Source organism: Streptosporangium lutulentum, assembly GCF_030811455.1.
GTDB classification, from domain to species: Bacteria; Actinomycetota; Actinomycetes; order Streptosporangiales; family Streptosporangiaceae; genus Streptosporangium; species Streptosporangium lutulentum.
Map to the genome: position 1 here is coordinate 5,128,347 of NZ_JAUSQU010000001.1, position 18,842 is coordinate 5,147,188.

Annotated in this window: 21 protein-coding genes; 11 read left to right on the forward strand and 10 right to left on the reverse strand. The window is 66.6% G+C overall.

The features are described 5' to 3' along the window. Positions 1 to 90 precede the first annotated feature (90 nt). Positions 91 to 375, forward strand: a complete 285-nt coding sequence (locus tag J2853_RS22930; protein WP_307561165.1) for a putative quinol monooxygenase — start codon at positions 91 to 93, stop codon at positions 373 to 375. A 158-nt stretch (positions 376 to 533) separates the two neighbouring features. On the opposite strand, the gene J2853_RS22935 is transcribed toward J2853_RS22930, so the two are convergent. Both J2853_RS22935 and J2853_RS22940 read right to left on the reverse strand, forming a co-directional pair. Further along, positions 534 to 1,772: a cytochrome P450 family protein gene (locus J2853_RS22935; RefSeq protein ID WP_307561167.1), complete on the reverse strand. Its 1,239-nt coding sequence runs from the start codon at positions 1,770 to 1,772 to the stop codon at positions 534 to 536. Positions 1,773 to 1,792: 20 nt separating this feature from the next. Next, on the reverse strand, positions 1,793 to 2,497 hold the full coding sequence (locus J2853_RS22940; protein ID WP_307561169.1) for a TetR/AcrR family transcriptional regulator: 705 nt from the start codon (positions 2,495 to 2,497) through the stop codon (positions 1,793 to 1,795). A gap of 196 nt (positions 2,498 to 2,693) precedes the next feature. On the opposite strand from J2853_RS22940, the gene J2853_RS22945 reads away from it, so the two are divergent. After that, positions 2,694 to 3,320 carry a serine hydrolase domain-containing protein gene (locus J2853_RS22945; RefSeq protein ID WP_307561171.1) on the forward strand — a complete coding sequence of 209 codons (627 nt, stop codon included), beginning with the start codon at positions 2,694 to 2,696 and terminating at the stop codon, positions 3,318 to 3,320. Between the two features lie 131 nt (positions 3,321 to 3,451). Here J2853_RS22945 and J2853_RS22950 read toward each other — a convergent pair whose 3' ends face one another. Genes J2853_RS22950 through J2853_RS22960 form a run of 3 tightly spaced genes read right to left on the reverse strand, consistent with a single transcriptional unit; the run spans position 3,452 to position 5,540 of the window. Next, positions 3,452 to 4,081, reverse strand: coding sequence for a DUF4276 family protein (locus tag J2853_RS22950; protein ID WP_307561173.1), 630 nt, complete (start codon positions 4,079 to 4,081; stop codon positions 3,452 to 3,454). After that, positions 4,078 to 5,241, reverse strand: a complete 1,164-nt coding sequence (locus J2853_RS22955) for an AAA family ATPase (RefSeq protein WP_307561175.1) — start codon at positions 5,239 to 5,241, stop codon at positions 4,078 to 4,080. Before J2853_RS22955 ends, J2853_RS22950 begins: the two co-directional genes overlap by 4 nt. Then, positions 5,241 to 5,540 (reverse strand): hypothetical protein, encoded by a 300-nt coding sequence (locus J2853_RS22960; protein ID WP_307561177.1) that lies wholly within the window; start codon positions 5,538 to 5,540, stop codon positions 5,241 to 5,243. Before J2853_RS22960 ends, J2853_RS22955 begins: the two co-directional genes overlap by 1 nt. A gap of 255 nt (positions 5,541 to 5,795) precedes the next feature. Here J2853_RS22960 and J2853_RS22965 point away from each other — a divergent pair, with 255 nt between their 5' ends. From J2853_RS22965 to J2853_RS22985, 5 genes are all read left to right on the forward strand, one after another. Continuing rightward, complete coding sequence (locus J2853_RS22965; RefSeq protein ID WP_307561179.1) at positions 5,796 to 7,289, forward strand: Nramp family divalent metal transporter; 1,494 nt, start codon at positions 5,796 to 5,798, stop codon at positions 7,287 to 7,289. 236 nt (positions 7,290 to 7,525) lie between these two features. Beyond that, entirely contained in the window at positions 7,526 to 7,771 is a 246-nt protein-coding gene (locus J2853_RS22970) for an ArsR/SmtB family transcription factor (protein WP_307561181.1), read from the forward strand. A 79-nt stretch (positions 7,772 to 7,850) separates the two neighbouring features. Next, on the forward strand, positions 7,851 to 9,050 hold the full coding sequence (locus J2853_RS22975) for a serine hydrolase domain-containing protein (RefSeq protein WP_307561183.1): 1,200 nt from the start codon (positions 7,851 to 7,853) through the stop codon (positions 9,048 to 9,050). Positions 9,051 to 9,537: 487 nt separating this feature from the next. Beyond that, positions 9,538 to 9,732 carry a hypothetical protein gene (locus J2853_RS22980; RefSeq protein ID WP_307561185.1) on the forward strand — a complete coding sequence of 65 codons (195 nt, stop codon included), beginning with the start codon at positions 9,538 to 9,540 and terminating at the stop codon, positions 9,730 to 9,732. A 6-nt stretch (positions 9,733 to 9,738) separates the two neighbouring features. Further along, positions 9,739 to 9,906 (forward strand): hypothetical protein, encoded by a 168-nt coding sequence (locus tag J2853_RS22985; RefSeq protein ID WP_307561187.1) that lies wholly within the window; start codon positions 9,739 to 9,741, stop codon positions 9,904 to 9,906. A gap of 60 nt (positions 9,907 to 9,966) precedes the next feature. Here the strand turns inward: J2853_RS22985 and J2853_RS22990 are convergent, their stop codons facing one another. Continuing rightward, entirely contained in the window at positions 9,967 to 10,479 is a 513-nt protein-coding gene (locus J2853_RS22990; protein ID WP_307561188.1) for a hypothetical protein, read from the reverse strand. Positions 10,480 to 10,530: 51 nt separating this feature from the next. On the opposite strand from J2853_RS22990, the gene J2853_RS22995 reads away from it, so the two are divergent. Beyond that, the gene (locus tag J2853_RS22995; RefSeq protein WP_307561190.1) at positions 10,531 to 11,019 is read left to right on the forward strand and encodes a hypothetical protein; all 489 of its coding nucleotides are present in this window, start codon (positions 10,531 to 10,533) and stop codon (positions 11,017 to 11,019) included. A 282-nt stretch (positions 11,020 to 11,301) separates the two neighbouring features. Next, complete coding sequence (locus tag J2853_RS23000) at positions 11,302 to 13,194, forward strand: hypothetical protein (protein ID WP_307561192.1); 1,893 nt, start codon at positions 11,302 to 11,304, stop codon at positions 13,192 to 13,194. A gap of 216 nt (positions 13,195 to 13,410) precedes the next feature. On the opposite strand, the gene J2853_RS23005 is transcribed toward J2853_RS23000, so the two are convergent. Then, entirely contained in the window at positions 13,411 to 13,845 is a 435-nt protein-coding gene (locus tag J2853_RS23005) for a MerR family transcriptional regulator (RefSeq protein WP_307561194.1), read from the reverse strand. Positions 13,846 to 13,900: 55 nt separating this feature from the next. Between J2853_RS23005 and J2853_RS23010 the strand changes: the two genes are divergently transcribed. Beyond that, a complete protein-coding gene (locus J2853_RS23010; RefSeq protein WP_307561196.1) occupies positions 13,901 to 14,473 on the forward strand; it encodes an SDR family NAD(P)-dependent oxidoreductase in 573 nt (190 codons plus the stop codon). A 313-nt stretch (positions 14,474 to 14,786) separates the two neighbouring features. Here J2853_RS23010 and J2853_RS23015 read toward each other — a convergent pair whose 3' ends face one another. Then, a complete protein-coding gene (locus tag J2853_RS23015) occupies positions 14,787 to 15,680 on the reverse strand; it encodes an IS982 family transposase (RefSeq protein WP_307555729.1) in 894 nt (297 codons plus the stop codon). A gap of 86 nt (positions 15,681 to 15,766) precedes the next feature. On the opposite strand from J2853_RS23015, the gene J2853_RS23020 reads away from it, so the two are divergent. Continuing rightward, positions 15,767 to 17,242: a glycoside hydrolase family 43 protein gene (locus J2853_RS23020; RefSeq protein ID WP_307561197.1), complete on the forward strand. Its 1,476-nt coding sequence runs from the start codon at positions 15,767 to 15,769 to the stop codon at positions 17,240 to 17,242. Positions 17,243 to 17,369: 127 nt separating this feature from the next. On the opposite strand, the gene J2853_RS23025 is transcribed toward J2853_RS23020, so the two are convergent. Next, a complete protein-coding gene (locus J2853_RS23025) occupies positions 17,370 to 17,897 on the reverse strand; it encodes a hypothetical protein (protein ID WP_307561200.1) in 528 nt (175 codons plus the stop codon). 340 nt (positions 17,898 to 18,237) lie between these two features. Next, the gene (locus J2853_RS23030) at positions 18,238 to 18,729 is read right to left on the reverse strand and encodes a GIY-YIG nuclease family protein (RefSeq protein ID WP_307561202.1); all 492 of its coding nucleotides are present in this window, start codon (positions 18,727 to 18,729) and stop codon (positions 18,238 to 18,240) included. Positions 18,730 to 18,842: the final 113 nt, after the last annotated feature.

Consider the following 18,842-nt stretch of genomic DNA (forward strand, 5'->3'; position numbering starts at 1 on the left):
CACGGATGCCTTTCGAAGCCCCAGAGACTGTCTCGGCACCGGACTCCACGTCGTACGGGTTCTGTCGGTGATGGATCCTACGATGACGGCATGATCATAATTTCTGGCTGGCTCGCTATCGATCCAGACGATCGGGATGCCTACCTGCAGGGCTGCATCGGTGCGGTCGAGCAAGCGCGCGTCTCCCCCGGCTGCCTCGACTTCGCGCTCGGTGCCGACCTGATCGACGCCGGGCGGATCAATGTCCATGAGCGGTGGGAGTCCGAGGAGGCTCTCTACGCGTTCCGCGACTCGGGACCGGACGAGGGGCAAACGGCGATGATCCGCAACGCTGAAGTGCTTCGGTATCAAGTATCCGGAGCCGGCCCGGCCTGATCTGGCCGACCGTCGCATGGATCGAGTCCTGCTCTCGACACGGCTGGCAAGCCAGAGTCACGTTCGCGCGCGTCATCCTGCTTAGGAGCCATTGGGGAAGGCCGGTGCCCAAGAGCCGCGACGAACTCGACGACTGATCCGCTCCGGGGCCGGCGCGTTCAGAGTTTCACGGGCAGCGCCTTGAGGCGCCAGGCGCCCGGGTTCAGGTCGCGTTCGAGGTCGTCGCCGTCGACGGCCAGAGAGAGTCCGGGGAAGCGGCGCAACAGCGCCTCGAAAGCCACCTCGCCCTCCTGCCGGGCCAGGGCCGCGCCGAGGCAGTAGTGCATTCCGTGGGAGAAAGCGACGTGGGTCTCACGGCGGCCGTCGGGCACTCGGGTGATGTCGAGCCGCCGCGGGTCGCCGAACATCCGCGGGTCGTAGTTGGCCGCGACCAGGGACGGCATCACCGCCTCTCCCCTGCGTACCGTCTCACCGCCGACCTCGACGTCTTCCGTGGCGTAGCGCATGCGCACCGCCAGAGCCGGGCCGCACCAGCGCAGCAGCTCGTGGACGGCGCGGGGGGTGAGGGCGAGATCCGACCGCAGCAGGGCGAGCTGATCGGGGTGGGTGAGCAGTGCGGCGGTTCCGTTGCCGATCAGATGGGCGGTGGTCTCGTGCCCGGCGACGACCAACGTCATGATCATGGTGACCATCTCGGTGTCGCTGAGGCGGTCGCCGTCCTCGTCCTGAGCCTGGATCAGCCCGCTGATCAGGTCGCCCGTGGGCTCGGCGCGGCGCCGCTCGATCAGCTCCTGGATGTAGGCGACCATGTCGCGCACGGCCTCGGCGAAGCTCGGGCCGTACGACGAGACCATGGTCCTGCTCCACTCCCGCCACAGCGGGTGGTCCTCCTCGGGGACGCCGACCAGCTCGCAGATCACGATGATCGGCAGCGGGTAGGCGAAGTGCTCCAGCAGGTCGACGACCCCGTTCTCGGCCGCTTCCGGGAGCCGGTCGAGCAGCTTCTCGGTGATCTCCTCCACCCGTGGCCGCAGCTCCAGGACCCTGCGCGCGGTGAACGTGCGCGAGACGAGCCTGCGCAGCCGCAGGTGGTCCGCACCGTCGAAGGCGAGGATGCTCTCCAGCAGATACTTGTTGTACTCGGGAGGCACCCCGCGCGCCTGGAGCATCTGCGCTGCCATGTCATCCGTACTCGCGCCCGGCACGTTCGCCGGATCGCTGACGAACCGCGGGTCGTTCAGCACCAGCTTGACGTCGTCGTATCGGGTGACGAGCCACACCGGCTGCTCGACACCGGGAATGGCGCAGCGGGCGAGCGGGCCCCGTTCCCGGATCCGCGAGAAAGCGGTGAACGGGTCGCGTATCAGTTCCTCGTCCATGAAGTTGACGGTGTCCATGGTGACCCCTTCTGTCGTGGTCAGATGTTCATGTGGCTGCGGATCTCGTCGTGCAGGCGGTCGACCATGCGCTGGAGGACGCCGCGGATGTGCGGCACCAGCGTGTTCAGCCGCTCCGGGTCGTCGGAGACCTCGAAGGCCAGGCGCACGACCTGGGCGAGCATGTCCCCCGCCGCGCTCTTGAGCCCCGGCTCCACGGTCAGGAAGCCGATCAGGATCGCGGCGAACGCGTGACGCTGGTCCTGAACGGATGAGTCCGCGCGCAGCACGCCGTGCTCGCGCAGGAGCTCGAAATACTCGTCCATGGCGCGCTCGCGCTCTTCGGCCAGGTCCCCGAGGACTGTCGATTCGGCCCGGGTGAGCGAACCGAGGGTGTCGGTGTCGCCGATGAAGGTCGCACGGAGGACGGGGTCCTCCTGCGCCTGCGTGTAGGCCGACCTGGCCATCCTGCCGAGCAGGAGTGCCGCGGGATCCTCGTCGAGGTCGCGCAGGAGGAGCTCGACCATCCGAAGGTGCGAGGCCGTCATCACCGTCATGAACAGCTGCTCTTTCGTGCTGAAGTGCAGGTAGACGGTGCCCTTGCCGACGCCCGCACGCCGGGCGACCTCACCTATGGTGATCCGCCCGTATCCCCACGACACCAGCAGCTCACGGGCCGCGTTCAGAATCCGATCGGCCCGCAGGTCGCGCTCGGCGTCGACCGAGCCTGCGGAAAACCGCGCCATGTTCCAGCCTCCTTCGAGGTCCCGGCCCCGTGACCAGATTTGAAATCTGGTCACGGGGTCATGCGGCTGAGACTAGAGCACGGTGTGATCGAGGGCAAGACAGTGCCGAACGCCACGGGTGGCCCAGCGCTCCCAGTTCCAGCGTCGTCATACGGTGGATCCATTGGTCGGGAGGCGGCACCACGGAGGAGCAGGGATGAGCGTTTCAGGTCTGTCGACGGTACGGCTCGCAAGGATGCGCGAGGTGCTGACCGGGCATGTCACACGCGGCGACCTGCCGGGCCTGGTCACCCTGGTGGCCCGGCGCGGCGAGGTGCACGTGGAGGCGATCGGCAGCACCGAGACCGGTGGCGGCGGGCCGATGCGCCGTGATTCGATCTTCCGTATCGCCTCGGTCACCAAGCAGATCACGGCGGCGGCGGCGATGATCCTCATTGAGGAGTGCCGGCTGCGGCTGGACGACCCGGTGGACGAGCTACTGCCCGAACTGGCCGACCGCAAGGTTCTGAGGCGGCCCGACGGACCCCTCGACGACACGGTGCCGGCACACCGGCCGATCACCCCGCGCGATCTGCTGACGTTCCGGATGGGCATCGGCGCGGTGATGGCACAGCCCGGGGAGCATCCGATCCAGCGGGCGATGGACGAGACCGGGCTCGCCCCCGCCCCGCAGGCCGCACCGATCGAGCCCGATGAGTGCGCGGCGTATAGCACGCTGGTATCCGGCAAGGCAACCATCACAAAAGACGATCTGACCCTTCCCGAAGCAGTTCGTCATGCCGTTCGGAAATATCGCCACGTCCGGAGGCTCCCAGACCGATAAACGACAACTCCCGTCGCACGGTTTCAAGGTCCGAAGCCTCAACGAACCTGACGAGTTCCGGATCTGAACCGGCGCCCTCGCGTAACCCCTTATCCAAGGTAGATCCGTTCGAGGAAGGCACCTCGTTCAGCTCATGAGCCACCTCGCAGAAGTCGTTCGATATCACGCCAGAACTTGTCGAAGGATGGCGCGGCCTTGCGGGCCTGCTCCATGTCGAATGCGCTTGCCAGTCCCGCTTGATCCACAGTCGGTTTGTACGGCGTGCCGTCCGTCTTTCGGGCGGAGAGCCATTCCTTGGCACCCCGGATCCCCTCCGGATCCGGTGGCGGATTTAGCGGATCAGCAAGACCTCGACACCCGGACAGCGACGCCGCAGCGGCCAGGAACCATGCCTCGAACTCCCGGTGGGCGAGCACCACCGAGATCCCCTTGTCACCGCGCGCCTCACGGGCCCGCTGGAGGAGCGTGGGGCCGAGGGAGGCTGGGCAGTCGTCATCGGAGTCGATCAGCAGCAGGATTCCGCCCGCGCCGGTTACCTGATAGGAAGCCTGGAGAACAGCGTCCTCGACTCCACCGGGGGCGATGAGTTTGCTTCGCGGTATGCGGCGCGGCGTAGGAATCCGCACATTCCAGACCGAGAGCGATCCGGCGATCCTGCGGAGCAGCACGGGAAGCGCGGACACCTCGCCGTCACCCTCCACGATGGAGGCGATCGTGATCGGACCGGCCGCCTGGGGGGACATAGTGATCGGGTCGGTCATTCGCCCACCTCCGACTGGAGTTGGCCACCACGCATCAGCTCACCGAGAGTGGTCCGTTTCTCCTCAACGAGACGGCGGCTGACCTCGTCGATCTTGCCGATGACCGTGACCCCGCCGTTCATCGTCACCACCCGGACGGAGGACGGATCGAAGTCGTCACGGTCGAGCAGGTCGGCACTCTGCGTGGTGATCACGACCTGGACCCGCTCGCTCGCCTCGGTCAGCGCATCAAACAGCGCCCCGGCGACGGCCGGATGGAGCGCGGTCTCCGGCTCTTCGATCGCTACCAGCATTGTCTGCCCATCCAGTACGGCGGGCTGGAACAGCGCAGCGAGCACGCCCGCCGCGTGGAACGTCCCCACGGAGATGGCCTCGGGTCCGAACGGCCGCTCTCCATCTCGGGTGCGCAACTCCACGGTTGAGTACTTATCGATGAGCCGCTCGTCCATCCCCAGCGCGTCCGGGACGATCGCCTTGAGATAGTCGTCAATGCGAGCCTTGAACACGGGATACCTGAATGCGAGTTCCCCGAGCACGGATCCGATGTGCTCTCCGGAGTAGCCGATCCTCCCAGTCCGCTGATCCGAATGGAACTGCCGCATCTCATCGACATCCAGATGGTGAAAAAGCATATTCCGGAGGTCGTAATACACGTCGCTGAAGTCGTCCTGGGTGGCGGCCAGCGGCAAGTAGAGCCGATCTTGCTCGATGCCTCCCCCGCCAGTGACCAGCCCAGCCATCACATCGAATCGGGTCCCCCCCGATCCAGAGTCGCTCTGGCCCCGATGAATGACGCAGTGCTCCTCCTTGACCACCAGCGGGCGACGTCCTGTGGAGTCCCGGCCGATGGTGAATCCATACTCAGCCGGCGTCGGCTTGCCCGCCACCTCGATCACGAACTCCAGATAAACGGTGAGCTGGTCCACGGGCTCGGGCACCTGCCGGAGCACCTCATCCAGACCACCACGCTTGGCCACGGCATCGGCCGGAGTCGAATCCAGCGCATCCGCCACGAACCGCAGCGCGTCGACGAAGTTGCTCTTCCCCGCCCCGTTGGGCCCCAGCAGGACCAGCAGCGGGGTGAAGACGACCTCACAGGAGGCGATGCTCTTGTAATCGGTCACCTGCACTCGCCGTAGGAACGGCGACACCTGTCCCATCACACCCCCCGCGCCATCGTCACATCCGTCTGCCCGGTCACCGCCGCTGTGATCAGCGCTTGTCTCCACTCGGACGGCAAAACCGGCTGGACTCCAGGTATTGAACTCATCTCGTCAAGCCTCTTGTCCATCCGTTGGATTCTCAGGTTGACGGCATCACACAGTCCGTCTGCCACCCATCGTCTCCCATCCACATCCTTCAACTCGATCAACTGGACCTTGAGCCGGCAGATCTGGACGGTGCTCGTCGCAAACTCTCCTCGGGATGCTCGGCGGGGATCACAGTCCTCGGTGGTCATGTTCAGTCATCAGACCAATTCTGGCGTCCGCCAGGTGCCCGTAGGCCGGAATCGCCTCGGCCAACCGAGAGAAGCAGGCACAGAAAAGCTGGAGCAACCGTGTCTCACCGAGCTTGACAAGTTCCGGCCCCCCGATGCGTCACCGCACCCACATCCTGCCGTCCGTGGAGCGGTATTCACACGTTGGGTCTTGTCGATGTGCGCTCGGAGGATCAGTGTCGAAGCAAGGGAGTCCCCCCACCCTGAAGGATCGCCATGACTGAAGTCACCCGGTCCCATCCGCTCGGAGTCAGCCGTCCGGATCTCGCCATCGCGGATCTGCCCGAGCCCGAGGAGGTCTTCGGAGTCTCTCGGCTCGGTACGAAAGAGCTGTTCAAATATGCCGTCGGCCCAAGCCTTATCGCGCTCGGCATCTCCATCGGCAGCGGCGAGTGGCTGCTGGGGCCACAGGCCGTCGGCCAGTACGGGTTCGTCGGGGTGGGCTGGGTCATCCTGGTCTCGGCCATCTTGCAGACCTTCTACAACGTCGAGTGCTCCCGCTATGTCCTCGCCACCGGCGAGTCACCGGTGGTGGGCTGGGGGCGCGTGCCGCCCGGCTTCGCGCTCTGGGTGCCGTTGTCGGCCTTCATCATCATCTTCGCCTTCATCGCCGGAGGCTGGGCCGCCTCCGCGGGGCAGGGCGTCTACGCCCTCGTGCACGGCGAGGTCGCGCCGGCCGGCGCCGAGGAGCCGCGGCTGTGGGCGATAGGCCTGCTCCTGCTCGTCTTCGCCATCACCGCCGCCGCCCGCAAGATCAGCCGGACCCTGGAACTCGCCAACTGGGGCATGGTCGGCGCGATCCTGGTCGCGCTGCTGCTCGTCGACCTCTTCGTCGTGCCGTTCGAGATCTGGTGGGACGCGATCCGCGGCTTCGTCACCCCCGCCGCGCCGCCGGCCGGGATCACCGCGACCCAGCTCGGCGGGCTGGCCGGGTTCACCGCCCTCGCCTCCGGATTGAACTGGTACGTCATGGGCCACTACCGTGACAAGGGCTACGGCATGGGCTATCGCACCGGTTTCATCGCTGGGCTGCGCGGGCCGAAAAGCGAGCTCCTGGACAGCGGCGTGACCTTCCCCGACAATCCCGCCAACGCCGGTCGCTGGCGCCGCTGGTACCGCCTGCTGCTGATGGACATGTGGGGCGTCTTCTTCGTCGGGGCCATCCTCGGCATGCTGCTGCCGACCATCCTGATGGCCAGGGCCGTCGAGCTGTCCGGCCAGAGGCCGACCCAGGCGAACGTGCCGACGTTCGTGGCGAGCGCCCTGGGCGACGAATACGGTCAGGCCATGTTCGTCGGTGCGCTGATCCTGGGGGTGCTGATCCTCTTCTCCACCCAGCTGGGCATCTTCGAAGGGATGGTCCGGGTGGTGACCGACGCCGCCCACGCCACCAGCCCCCGGCTCCGGGTGCTCATCGAGGGCGATCCCCGGAGGTTCTACTACCCGTTCATGTTCGGCCTGCTGGTGGTCATCGCGATCGTGCTGCACCTGGCGCTTCCGATCAGCCTGGTCCAGTGGTCGGCCAACATGTCCAACCTGGGCGCGCTGATCTACCCGTTCATGCTGATGTACCTCAACTCCAAGCTGCCCCGGCCCGCCCGTCCCCGCTGGTGGCACTACGTGATCCTGGTGCTGAACTTCCTGTTCTTCGGGTTCTTCTTCGTCAACTTCATCGCCGACTTCGTCGGAGACCCGTTGGTGACGTTCTGACCCCGCCACGGCCCGCCGCCCTCGCCGGGTGATCGGCTGGAATGTCGATCACCCGGGCCCGCGTGCGCGCGAGGTTGTGACTCCCGACCACAACGCAACCGGAGTATGACGGTGATCGGGCCGGCCGCACCGGGCGGATCACCCGGACCTGATGAGAGGGCGGTCGTGCTCGGCCCCGGAGGTGTTGTCGGCACCGCCTGGACGACCGGGCTCGCAAGCGGGCTACGCGCGGCGGCGTGAACCTGGCCGAGACCGGCACCGAGGTGTCGCAGCACCTCGGCGTGCTGCGCGAGAGCGGGCTGGTCACGCGCGAGCGATCCGGACGCAACGTCCTGTACATGACGACCGCCCTCGGGGCTTCCCTGAGCGGGACAACTACCGGCCCCTTGGCCGGACGGTTCACCGGGCGGATCTTACGGGGCGATCCGATGTCAGACCAGACCGAGTTCGTAGATGATGACACCCGGCTGACAGTGCGCTGAGATGGCTGAGGCCCGATGAACCCAGCGCCGCCGTACGGTGGGCCTATTGGTCGGGAGGCGGCACCGCGGAGGAGCAGGGATGAGCGTTTCAGGTCTGTCGACGGTACGGCTCGCAAGGATGCGCGAGGTGCTGACCGGGCACGTTGAACGCGGCGACCTGCCGGGCCTGGTCACCCTGGTGGCCCGGCGCGGCGAGGTGCACGTGGAGGCGATCGGCAGCACCGAGACCGGTGGCGGCGGGCCGATGCGCCGTGATTCGATCTTCCGTATCGCCTCGGTCACCAAGCAGATCACGGCGGCGGCGGCGATGATCCTCATTGAGGAGTGCCGGCTGCGGCTGGACGACCCGGTGGACGAACTGCTGCCCGAACTGGCCGACCGCAAGGTTCTGAGACGGCCCGACGGACCCCTCGACGACACGGTTCCGGCACACCGGCCGATCACCCCGCGCGATCTGCTGACGTTCCGGATGGGCATCGGCGCGGTGATGGCGCAACCCGGGGAGTATCCGATCCAGCGGGCGATGGACGACGCCGGGCTCGCCCCCGGCCCGCAGGCCGCACCGATCGAGCCCGACGAGTGGATGAAACGGCTCGGCGACCTGCCGCTGGTCCACCAGCCGGGAGAGAAATGGATGTACCACACCGGCTCCGACGTCCTGGGAGTCCTCATGGCCCGAGCCACCGGGCGGCCGCTGGAGGAGCTTCTGAAGGAGCGCCTCTTCGAGCCGCTCGGCATGAAGGACACCGGATTCCACGTGCCCGCCGACAAGCTGGACCGGCTGACCGCCTCCTACCGGCCCGATCCCGGAACGGGAGCGCTCGTTCTCGACGACGACCCCCGCCGGTCCCGATGGGGACGGCCGCCCGCCTTCCCGTCCGCGGGTGGCGGACTGGTCTCGACCGCCGACGACCTGCTGGCCTTCTGCACGATGATGCTGAACAAGGGCCGGTACGGCGGGCAACGCATCCTGTCCAGGCCCTCGGTCGAGCTGATGACCACCGACCAGCTCACCGAGGGGCAGAAGGCGGAGAACGCCGTGTTCTTCGGGGGTGGAAGCGGCTGGGGACTCGGGGTCAACGTCATCACACGGCGGAACGACCTGCCCGCCGTCCCCGGACGGTTCGGCTGGAACGGCGGCACTGGCACTTCCGTCTATACCGATCCGGCTGAGGAGCTGATCGGGATCCTGCTGACCCAGCGGCACATGACCTCCCCGATGCCACCTGCCGTGATCCGCGACTTCTGGACCTGCGCCTACCAGGCCATCGACGACTGACAGCGGCCACCTTGCCGCCGGCCAGAAGCAAGGCCGACGTGGAGCGCCACGAGCGACACAAGGACGTACGACGAGTGACGGCCATTCTCGGCGACGAACTGTGGCCAGAACTCCTTCGCGATCAACGCTTCCATGCCCATTGGTGCGGGGGAAGGCGAGCAACGGCCTTGGGCGTCCTCTGGTCGGAACGAGGCATTTTTACCAGCACCTAAGCGATCTCCGAGCTTTCGCGCGAGCTCACGCCCGGGGCTCCCCCTCACCTCTTGATCCGCACTCGTTTAGCGAAAAGGTCCAACGAAAGAGGGTTGCGACAACCGATCACCTTGGCTCGGTCAGCCAGTATCAAAGTCAACGATCGTCACGACGTCATCGTGGGCATTCCAAAAGGCACCCGCGTTAGGAGAGCGCGGCCGGAACCGTTCCGCCAGCCGATCTGACCTGGGCAAACAACCTGTACCAGTGCCGCCCCCGCTTGATTATCCCGTGCGTGTCCCACAATCGCGCCATCGCCGCCGAAGCCGGCTTCAGGGCCGCGATGGTCGAGGCAGCCTGGGTCACCGCCCGCACCCGGTCCAGCGTCGGCACCCGACTGCGCCGCCTGGGCCGCGGCTTCGGCAAACAGCACGCTCAGCAGGGCGCCGTCGCCGACACCCTGCTCCCACCCTGCTTTGTCATCGCTTAGGCGGTCATGGCTAGCAATACCGACTACCGAGAAGACGGCAACGACTTCTACGCCCGCCGCAGCGCCCGCCACGCCCAGCACCTGGCCGCCCGTCATCAAAAGACCCTGGAACTCCATTACCAATCCTCCTCGCAATTAGGGATCGGGCGTGCGGCGTGGCTTAGGGCCGGCTGAAGGCTTTCGCTTGCCCGATGGGCGGGCCCACCCTCTGAGCCAAGATGATCACTGCGTCATTCACTCCGGCGGTTCAATTGAGGTCGCCTTGCGCCACGCCTCCGCGACCTCCGAAGGGTTCTGCTGATAGAGGTTACGGAGGAGCACTATTGTCACGCGGACGAGATCGAGAAAATCCCGCTCTACAGCGATCTGGAGGCCTTTCATAATTAATTCAAGGCCCTCCTCAAGTTGTTCTGATTCACTTGGTAACTGGCCGTTGACAACGCAGCTGGTGGCCAAGGCCACCGAGTGGACCTTAGGGTTGGCACGAGCAAGCGTGCGCCTGACGTCCTCCAAACGCCGCCTGCCGGTGACCGGGCTCGCGCTCGACGTGCGGCGGGGGCCTGTCTTCCCTTGCGACAAGCGGCGTAACCAGTTGCCGCGGCGCCCATCACCGTGGCCGCGACCGTCGACGGCCCACGCCGGCGTCGAGATGAACCGTCGATTCGACATACTCGAATGCCCGGTGAGGAATCCGTCGATCAGCCAGGAAAGTCCATGAATCAAAACCCTTGACAAGGTGTATCGCATTTATAAAGGCTGTGATCAGGTAACAAATCGAAGAGGATTCGAGTTATTCGAATGGTGACGACAGGAATGGCGACGACGAGGAAGTCGTCGAGTACGACCAAGGCGTTCGAGCTGCTGGAGACGGTGGCGTCCGCCGGCACACCGGGCGAGGAGTCGACCTGGGGTTCGCCGACGATGGACATCGTCACGAACGTCGACACCATCCGGTACGACTCGGCCTACCACTGGATGGCCGACGTCGAGCAGCCGGCTCACCCGCAGACGCCGACCGACCGGTATCTCGTGCTCGACAAGATCAAGAAGTCGTCCGAACGGCCACACATCGAGCTCTGGGCGGGTACGTCCGACAGGTTCTTCTCCCCGGCGGTCCTCCAGCAGCACCAGACGGGCTCGTGGACGGAGTCCTTGGCGCCGGCGCTTGGGCTCGCCGACGTCACCAACGCCACCGCCGACGGCGCCGCGCACGTCGGGTTCGCCACGACGACGAAGGTGTGTCGGTCACGGCCAACGTGTTCACAACCCTCATCGACCAGGACGTGACGGCCGCCCTGGTCGACGACTCGACCGGAAGCACGCTGACGAGTGCGACTCACGGGTGACGCGTACGTCTCGCACGAACTCTCGGCACCTGTCGAGTCCGGTGCGACCGCGACGCTCGTGCTCACCGATGGTGGCGGGAAGGAGTTACCGCGCACGAGCGCGACCGACGAGTGAACCGAACCAACGCACATCGGCACCCGTGACGGGGGCCGCGCCTCACGCGCGGCCCCGAGGCCCGGAGCGGCACGAACGGACGCCTTGCTCAACGGAGAAGGAAGCGCAATGAGAGCAACAACTCGCAATCGCAGACGTCGCTCGGCCGTGGCGGCCCTGAGCGTGGTCACCCTGGGGGCATCTCTGGTCCTCGCCGCGACGCCGACCGCCGCGACGTCGGCCGCCGCGGACGGGCCCAGCGCCTCGATCATCTTGGGCGAGGTCAACGAGGAGAACGGTCTCCGCCAGATCGAACAGGGTGACGGCACGACCGCACCCGTGACGGTTGGCGGGCTGAGCGCACGCAAGACCGTGCAGACCTCGGCACCGGCGCAACACATGTATTTCCAGGTCGACGACGCGGTCGCCTTCGATGGCGCCTTCGTCGCGTGCCTGCAGGTCGAGTACTTCGACGAGGGCGGGGCCACATTCCGCGTCCAGTACGACTCGACCAGCAGCGCGTACGGCTCGACGGGTTCGGTGAACCGCACCGGGTCGAACACGTGGAAGACGGCGGGCTTCGAGCTGATGGACGCCCGGTTCGCCAACCGCGAGAACGGCGGCGCCGACTTCCGCGTCGAGGCGGGCACGGCCGGGGTGACCTTCCACAGCGTGAAGTTGACGATCATCCAGAACGACGACGGCGTGACCCCGCCGTGCGCGGCCGCCTCGCCCGAGCCGGAACCCGTCCCCCCGCGCTGGAAGCTCAAGTATGTCGAGCAGTTCGGGAAGCCGATCCGCACTGAGGCCAGCCCGTGGGTGCTCGACGACTACAGCGAGCCGGTCGACGACTTCAACGACGACAACGGCGACCTCTACCGCCTTCAGCTCGGTCCCGAGTTCGACGCGGCGATGGCGACCATGCGGACCTACCGGCAGGAGACCAAGTTCGGCCGGGACGGCTGGCTCACGGCGTCCCTCTCCGCGCGCGAGAGCGGCGGGCGGGTCGACGACAGCTACACCGACACTGCCGAACGTCCGTCGATCACGACGGAGTCGCTGAAGAAGGCGGGCTCCGTCGCCAAGATCACCGTGCCCAACCACACAGGTGGCGCGATCATCCGCAACACCGAGCCGCTGCCGAAGTACTACCGCATCGAGTACGACCTCAAGACGCTCGACTTCGGCGGCTTGCGTGACGGCTCGCTGTTCTACGACGGCAAGTACAACGGGTACGCCCTCGGGGAGTGCAAGACGTTCTACCCCTGGGTCGGCGACCCGAACGACATCGAACCGGCCGACCCCTGCGCCACACGCTCCGTGCGGGAGGACAGCAACGAGGCGTACAACGCGTTCCACTTCATGTCGATCCTGGACTTCCCGGCGATGCCCCGGAACCTGGCGATGTACCACTGGCACCGCAAGGTGCTCATGGACCAGTTCAGCCCGGCCCCGTCCCGGAACACGGACGGCTACGACGTCTGCAACTCGCGGACCGGTGAGAAGTACCCCTGGGACGAGAGCAACCGCACCACGGTGAACATGCTCTACTTCACGGGTTCGCTCGGTCAGTCGCAGACGTTCGTGACGAGCTGCGACCGTCGGCCGGTTTCCGGCGTGCAGAAGTCGGCCGTGGAGCTGCAGCCCGAGCTGATGCCCAAGCAGGACTACACGTTCGCCATCGAGCGCACCGAGGCGGGTTACACGCTCGAGGTCAGCGGCAACTTCAAGAACGTCGGCAAACAGACCTACCGGTTCACCCGGGGCTTCATCGACGACGACGCCGGCGTGGTCGGGGCGAACGTCCCGATCTTCCACTACAACGTGGACGCCGAGGAGTACGACGGCCAGTTCAACACGTCGCACACCGCGCAGGGCGCATTTGGCTCCAAGACGTGGGACAACCAGTGGCCGGCCGGCTCGGCCTACCCCGACTACTTCGTCATCGGTGAGCCGTACACGAACGTCGGTGAGGGCCAGGCCCGCATCGACAACATCCGGCTGTACGTGCCGAAGAAGTAGGCACGGGAAGGTCGCGGTCGAACTGACGCAGCCGCGCCCCTGGGACCTCAGACTGCACCCAGGGGCGCGGCCTGCGCTTCGAATTCACGCGATCCTTCGTTTCGAGTCTTCGATTAGTTCGAATCATCGTCAACCAAAGTTGTGTTGACAGTCTGACCAAAGAGCGGCCCCTGTCCAGGAAGCCGTCACCCTCTTCAGCCGGCTGCGTGTTCGGCGTCAAGGAGCCGGGGTCACGGCGCCCGGCCTCGGCTGCTGTTGCCAGGGCTCTCCGGTGCCATTGGCGGCGAGGTGTCGTTCGTAGGCGGCCACTTTGCCGTTGATGAGATCGAGACAGTCGTGCAGCTGCGCGAGTTGCGCGGTGACATGGCGCTGGTGCTCGCGCAGCACCTCAAGCCGTTCCGCTTCGTTGCCGCTGCCCTCGCGGACGAGCCGGGCCAGCCTGCTGATCGTCGCCAGCGGCATGCCGGAGGCCCGGAACCTCACGCAGTTGCCCAGCCATTCGACGTCCCAGGTGCTGTACACCCGCCGACCGATCTCGTCGCGCCGCACCTCGCTGGCGAGTAGCCCCGCACGCTCGTACAGTCGCAGCGCGTGCACGCTCAACCCGGTGCGCCTAGCCACCTCGCCGATACGCAGAACTTCAGCCCTCACCGGCTGATCCTATCCGGTTGACCTAGACCTCGGTCTAGCACCTAGCGTCTGCCACATGACCAGCGACACGACCAGTGGCACGGGGCGGAGCGCAAGCGAGGTCCTCGCCGGAATCGACCTCACCGGAAGGACCGCAGTTGTCACCGGTGGCTACTCCGGCCTGGGGCTCGCAGCCACCCGCGCGCTCGCCGGCGCCGGGGCGCGAGTCGTCGTCCCGGCTCGTCGGCCCGATTCGGCGGAACAGGTACTCGCCGATACTCAAGGTGTAGAGGTCGACCGGCTCGACCTCGCCGACGTGAATTCCGTACGAGCGTTCGCCGAGCGGTTCCGGCGCCGGCAGACCACCCTCGACATCCTGATCGCCAACGCCGGGATCATGGCCTGCCCCGAAACTCGGGTGGGACCCGGTTGGGAGGCGCAGTTCGCCACCAACCACCTTGGCCACTACACGCTGACACAGCTGGTGTGGCCCACCCTCGCGGCCGCCGGTGCGGCCCGCGTCGTTTCGGTCTCCTCCGGGTACAGCGTGGACTGGCGCATCATCGATGACGGCCCGGCAGATGATGGCGAGGCATCCCGGCTCTGGGCGCTCTCGGCCAACCTGACGGGCCTCGACCTCGTCCACTGAGCCCCGGGCAGCGGGTGACCTCCGGGCAGGCGCGCAGCGGACGGTGGTCGACCCGGGCCGACCGCCGTCGGCGGCCGGTACGCGATCTGCCGTGGTGTGACGACTGTCGCCAAACCCGCCGCACCGAGCACCACGGCAGGCGCCCTCGTCCGCACCAACCCGCCCGGCGGCGGCTATGTTCGGCTTCCGGGACGACGCGGCGGGTTGCCGACGACATCGAGGCCACCCCGGTGACGGCGGTCGCGGCGGACTGCCGTCCAGCCGCCCGATGGCTTCCACCCGGAAACCGACTAGACGAGTAAGTCCGATGTGATCAGTGGTCGTAGGCGATCAGCGAGCGGGTGACCGGGGCTCCGGTCTTGTTGTTGTGCCAGATTGCCGCGGCCATCGCCAGGATGCGCTGGGCGACGCGGACGGCGACGCCCTCGAAGGTCCGTCCGCCGTGTTGTTCCAGGTCGAGTTGGCCTTTGAGAGTGTCGTTGACCGACTCGATGAGCTGGCGGACCTTCTTGAGCATTGGCTCGCCGTGCCGCTGTTTCTCCCGCTTGCGGGAGGGACGCAGCAGGTCGATGCCGTGGGCGGCGAGTTCCTTCTCAAAAGGCTTGGAGGCGAAACCCTTGTCGCAGATGAGCAGAATGCCCTCGCGTTCGGCGATCAGGCCGGCATCGACCTCGAGCATCGCGGCCAGCACCTCCCGCTCGCCGATCTTCGGGTTGGCCAGCGCCCATAAGATCGGCATGCCGGTCGGGGTGCACACCAGATACAGCCGCAGGCCCCAGAAGAACCGGGAGTGTGAGGCGCAGTAGCCATAGCCGGCCCAGCCGGCCAGGTTCGAGCGCTGCACGGTTGGGCGCGACATCCCGCACGGCACCGGTGTGGAGTCAACGATCCAGTGGTTGTCGAACCAAAAGTCGCTGTCGGTGGCCAGCTCCCGGATCATCTGCTTGACCAGGGGCAATGCCGCGCGCAGGCGTTTGTTGTAGCCCGACTGCTGCGGCAGGTACGGGAACATGCCGGACAGGTGCGTGCGGGCGAAGCGCAGCCAGCGGGCCTCGGAGTGGTGACCGAGCAGCGCCTGGGCCACCGCTAGGCAGACGAGCTCGGAGTCGCTGAGCAGCGGCGGCCTGCCCATCGATCGGCTTCCTCCGATCTTGTCGTCGATCTTCACATATAGTGCGGTCAAGAGGGTGTTCAGGTCTTGCGTCACAACATGATCTTGAACGCCCTCTCTTCATGCCCGGTCACCGGCCCCAGACATCGGACTTACTCGTCTAGGACAGAGAGGACACCGCGATGGTCGTCAACCCGGTCATCCCTGGCTTCCATCCCGACCCGAGCGTGTGCCGGGTCGGTGACGACTACTTCCTGGCCTGCTCCAGCTTCGAGTACTACCCGGGCGTTCCGATCTTCCACAGCCGCGACCTGACGGCATGGAGCCAGATCGGCAACGTGCTCGACCGGCCGTCCCAGTTGCGCCTGGTCACCGCGCCGTCCTCCGGCGGGATCTACGCGCCCACCCTGCGCCACCACGACGGCCTGTTCCTGCTGATCACGACCAATGTCTCCGACCGGGGCCACTTCATCGTGACCGCCCAAGATCCGGCCGGACCCTGGTCGGATCCGATCGTGATCGATGGCCTGCCCGGTGTCGATCCGGACCTCGCCTGGGATGAGACCGGGACCTGCTGGTGCACCTACGCCACCTTCGGCGCCGAGGCCGGCACCATCATGCAGGTGCCCATAGACCCGCTGCGGGGAAAGATCCTCGACGCGCCCCGTCCCCTGTGGTCCGGCACCGGCCTCGCCGCACCGGAAGCGCCTCACCTGTACCGGATCGACGGGAACTGGTACCTGCTGATCGCCGAGGGCGGCACCGCGCGTGGTCACGCGGTCTCGGTGGCCCGGGCGCCGGCGGCCACCGGTCCGTTCCAGGGCTTCCCGGCCAACCCGGTCCTCAGCCACCGCAGCACCAGCTCGGCGATCCAGAACACCGGCCATGGTGATCTGGTCCAGGCACCGGACGGGTCATGGCAGATGCTGCTGCTGGGCGTCCGTCCTCGCGGCGTCACGCCTGGCTACCACGTTCTGGGTCGCGAGACCTTCCTCACCCCGGTCCGGTGGGTGGACGGCTGGCCACAGCCCGCGCCCGTGTCGCCCGCCGGTCCGGCCGCCGGCGTCTGCGAACGGGACCACTTCGAGGACACGACCCTCGGGCCGCAATGGCTGTCGATCCGTCACCGGCCCTCTCACGACTACTCCCTGGACGCCCGGCCGAGCTGGCTGTCCCTGCACGCCGGCGGCGAGTCGTTGGACGACCCGCTTCCGACGTTCGTCGGCCGGCGCCAGCAGCACACCACCTGCCGCGTGCGGGTCCGCATGGACCCGGGCAGCGGCTGCGGCGGCCTGGCGGTACGCCTCGACGAGCGCCATCACTACCGAATCGAGGCCACCGCGGACGAGGTCCGATGCCTGGCCCGGATCGGCCCACTCGCCCAGTCGGTCGCCACCCGCCCGGTCGAAACCGACGGTCCGGTCGTGCTGGTCATCGACATCGACCCTGGACCGGCGTCGGACGCGGTCGGCACACCACCCGACGTGGTTCGGCTGGGCGTCGAGGAAGACGGCCGGTTCACACCACTCGCCGAGCTCGACGGACGCTACCTGTCAACCGAGGTGGCGGGTGGTTTCACCGGGCGGGTCATCGGCGTGTACGCCGCCGAGGGCACCGTCGCCTTCGACTGGTACGAGTACACCGGGACGGCCGGCTGACAAGCGGGTGACCCGTATCCATCGCGCCCTCGTCTCCGAGGGCCACACCGAGTTGCGGCCGGAACCCGCCAAGGACCTGTTGTTCAGAGCGTCCACCATGCAGGAGATCGGTCCACCTGACCAGGCACTACTGGTCGCACGAGTCGCAAGCGCCGGTTGAAGGAAGCTGCATGGAGCAGCGGGGACAGACCGGGGAAGGCCTCTCCGTGCGTACGCGTTGACGCTCGACGGCCGCTTGATGCCGTGGAGCGAGTGCGGGAACGCCGCCATCAGGAGGCAGGATCGCGCCGAAGCGCCGATAGCACTCCAGCCGGGAGCGAGCGGCGTGCAGCTCGCGAGCCAGATCGTCGGCTGCCGGTGGCTCTCCGGCGACCTCAAGAACCTCTTTGTAGCCCGCGCCCACCATGCCGTCATCGGTGTGCACCACCAGCGCGGTGAGTGGCGGGTCGCCGCGGCGATGACCTTCCCGAACCACCATGCTCAGGACGGTTCCGATCCAGTTATGGAGCAGAGCCCTGGTGCGGATACCTGTGCTCTCCTGAATCTTCTCAGCGAGCTCCTTGTAGGTGATGACCGCGTGATACGTACGTGCCAGACCAACGAGCACGGGATAGGCCTCACGTGCCCAGATCTCTCGAGCCTCCGCCGCCGTCACGGGAGCACCGTCAGATACGCGCCAATAGCCAGGTTGCGACATGCCCAGTTCTCCAAGGCCCGTTATGCGTTTAGTCGTCCAGCGGGCGATCGACGCCCCCGGGGTCATCTTTTCGCATACGGTGCGTGTGCACCATGAATTTGCTTTAGTCGGCGTTCATACCGGCCACATCCAGCAAAGTAGAGATTTATCCGGTTCGGTAGCTGGGGTTGAGGCTGAGACCCGTGACGACCTGCGTTGAAGCCCCGGTCGAGCGTCGGAGCGAAACGGACACTCCAGCATGTTCTTCTACTACGCCGGAACCCTGGGCGCACAGCACCCAGCCCACCATTCCACACGGTCAGCTAAGAATGGGCAGTTCGCGTGCCCTGCTGCGTGCGGCTGCTCGCAGACTCTTCAGGTGGGCATGAAACTTGTTGTGCCGGTTCTGGTCCAGGTTGAGCGGCAGGTCCAGCTCTGCGATGAACGCGGACTCGGCGGTCCACGGCTCCGGGTGGAGCAGCCAGCACACCTGAGCGTTCTCCGCCATCCACCCCGTGAGCTCCTGTTCTCCGGTCTTTCCGAAGGTGAGCCGCTTCCCGCTGCCCACACGGCGGAGTTCGAGCCCAAGCAGGCAGCCCAGAGTCAGACGCAGGGTGGAGCCTTCGGCATTGCCCCGGAAGTGGTAGCGAACACGCGTTCGCAGGTTCTGCTTACTCTCGTGCGCGGCCATCCGGCGCGGAGCGATACCCACGTAGAGAAGTTGACCGGCCGGCAGTCCCGCGCCCGGCGAGTGGTTGAAGTGCCACCCGTAGACACCGGGGGCCGCAGGGAGTGCATTCGGCTGCGCCATCAGGTCAGCCGATCGCCACAGTATGTCCGGCTTAACGAGGGCGGCGTGCATCGCTTCTCCCAGCTGGCCCCTGTCGATTCAGGGAGCGCTAGAGCATGCTACCCAAATCCCCC

Bases quoted from the DNA above. Each gene is read 5' to 3' on its own strand.
- J2853_RS22955 (WP_307561175.1), bottom strand. From the start codon at position 5,241: ATGGGACAGGTGTCGCCGTTCCTACGGCGAGTGCAGGTGACCGATTAC.
- J2853_RS22935 (WP_307561167.1), bottom strand. From the start codon at position 1,772: ATGGACACCGTCAACTTCATGGACGAGGAACTGATACGCGACCCGTTC.
- J2853_RS22950 (WP_307561173.1), bottom strand. From the start codon at position 4,081: ATGACCGACCCGATCACTATGTCCCCCCAGGCGGCCGGTCCGATCACG.
- J2853_RS22975 (WP_307561183.1), top strand. From the start codon at position 7,851: ATGAGCGTTTCAGGTCTGTCGACGGTACGGCTCGCAAGGATGCGCGAG.
- J2853_RS22965 (WP_307561179.1), top strand. From the start codon at position 5,796: ATGACTGAAGTCACCCGGTCCCATCCGCTCGGAGTCAGCCGTCCGGAT.
- J2853_RS22945 (WP_307561171.1), top strand. From the start codon at position 2,694: ATGAGCGTTTCAGGTCTGTCGACGGTACGGCTCGCAAGGATGCGCGAG.
- J2853_RS23020 (WP_307561197.1), top strand. From the start codon at position 15,767: ATGGTCGTCAACCCGGTCATCCCTGGCTTCCATCCCGACCCGAGCGTG.
- J2853_RS23010 (WP_307561196.1), top strand. From the start codon at position 13,901: ATGACCAGCGACACGACCAGTGGCACGGGGCGGAGCGCAAGCGAGGTC.
- J2853_RS23030 (WP_307561202.1), bottom strand. From the start codon at position 18,729: ATGGCGCAGCCGAATGCACTCCCTGCGGCCCCCGGTGTCTACGGGTGG.
- J2853_RS22930 (WP_307561165.1), top strand. From the start codon at position 91: ATGATCATAATTTCTGGCTGGCTCGCTATCGATCCAGACGATCGGGAT.
- J2853_RS22985 (WP_307561187.1), top strand. From the start codon at position 9,739: ATGGCTAGCAATACCGACTACCGAGAAGACGGCAACGACTTCTACGCC.
- J2853_RS22995 (WP_307561190.1), top strand. From the start codon at position 10,531: ATGGTGACGACAGGAATGGCGACGACGAGGAAGTCGTCGAGTACGACC.
- J2853_RS22960 (WP_307561177.1), bottom strand. From the start codon at position 5,540: ATGACCACCGAGGACTGTGATCCCCGCCGAGCATCCCGAGGAGAGTTT.
- J2853_RS23000 (WP_307561192.1), top strand. From the start codon at position 11,302: ATGAGAGCAACAACTCGCAATCGCAGACGTCGCTCGGCCGTGGCGGCC.
- J2853_RS22990 (WP_307561188.1), bottom strand. From the start codon at position 10,479: ATGCGATACACCTTGTCAAGGGTTTTGATTCATGGACTTTCCTGGCTG.
- J2853_RS22940 (WP_307561169.1), bottom strand. From the start codon at position 2,497: ATGGCGCGGTTTTCCGCAGGCTCGGTCGACGCCGAGCGCGACCTGCGG.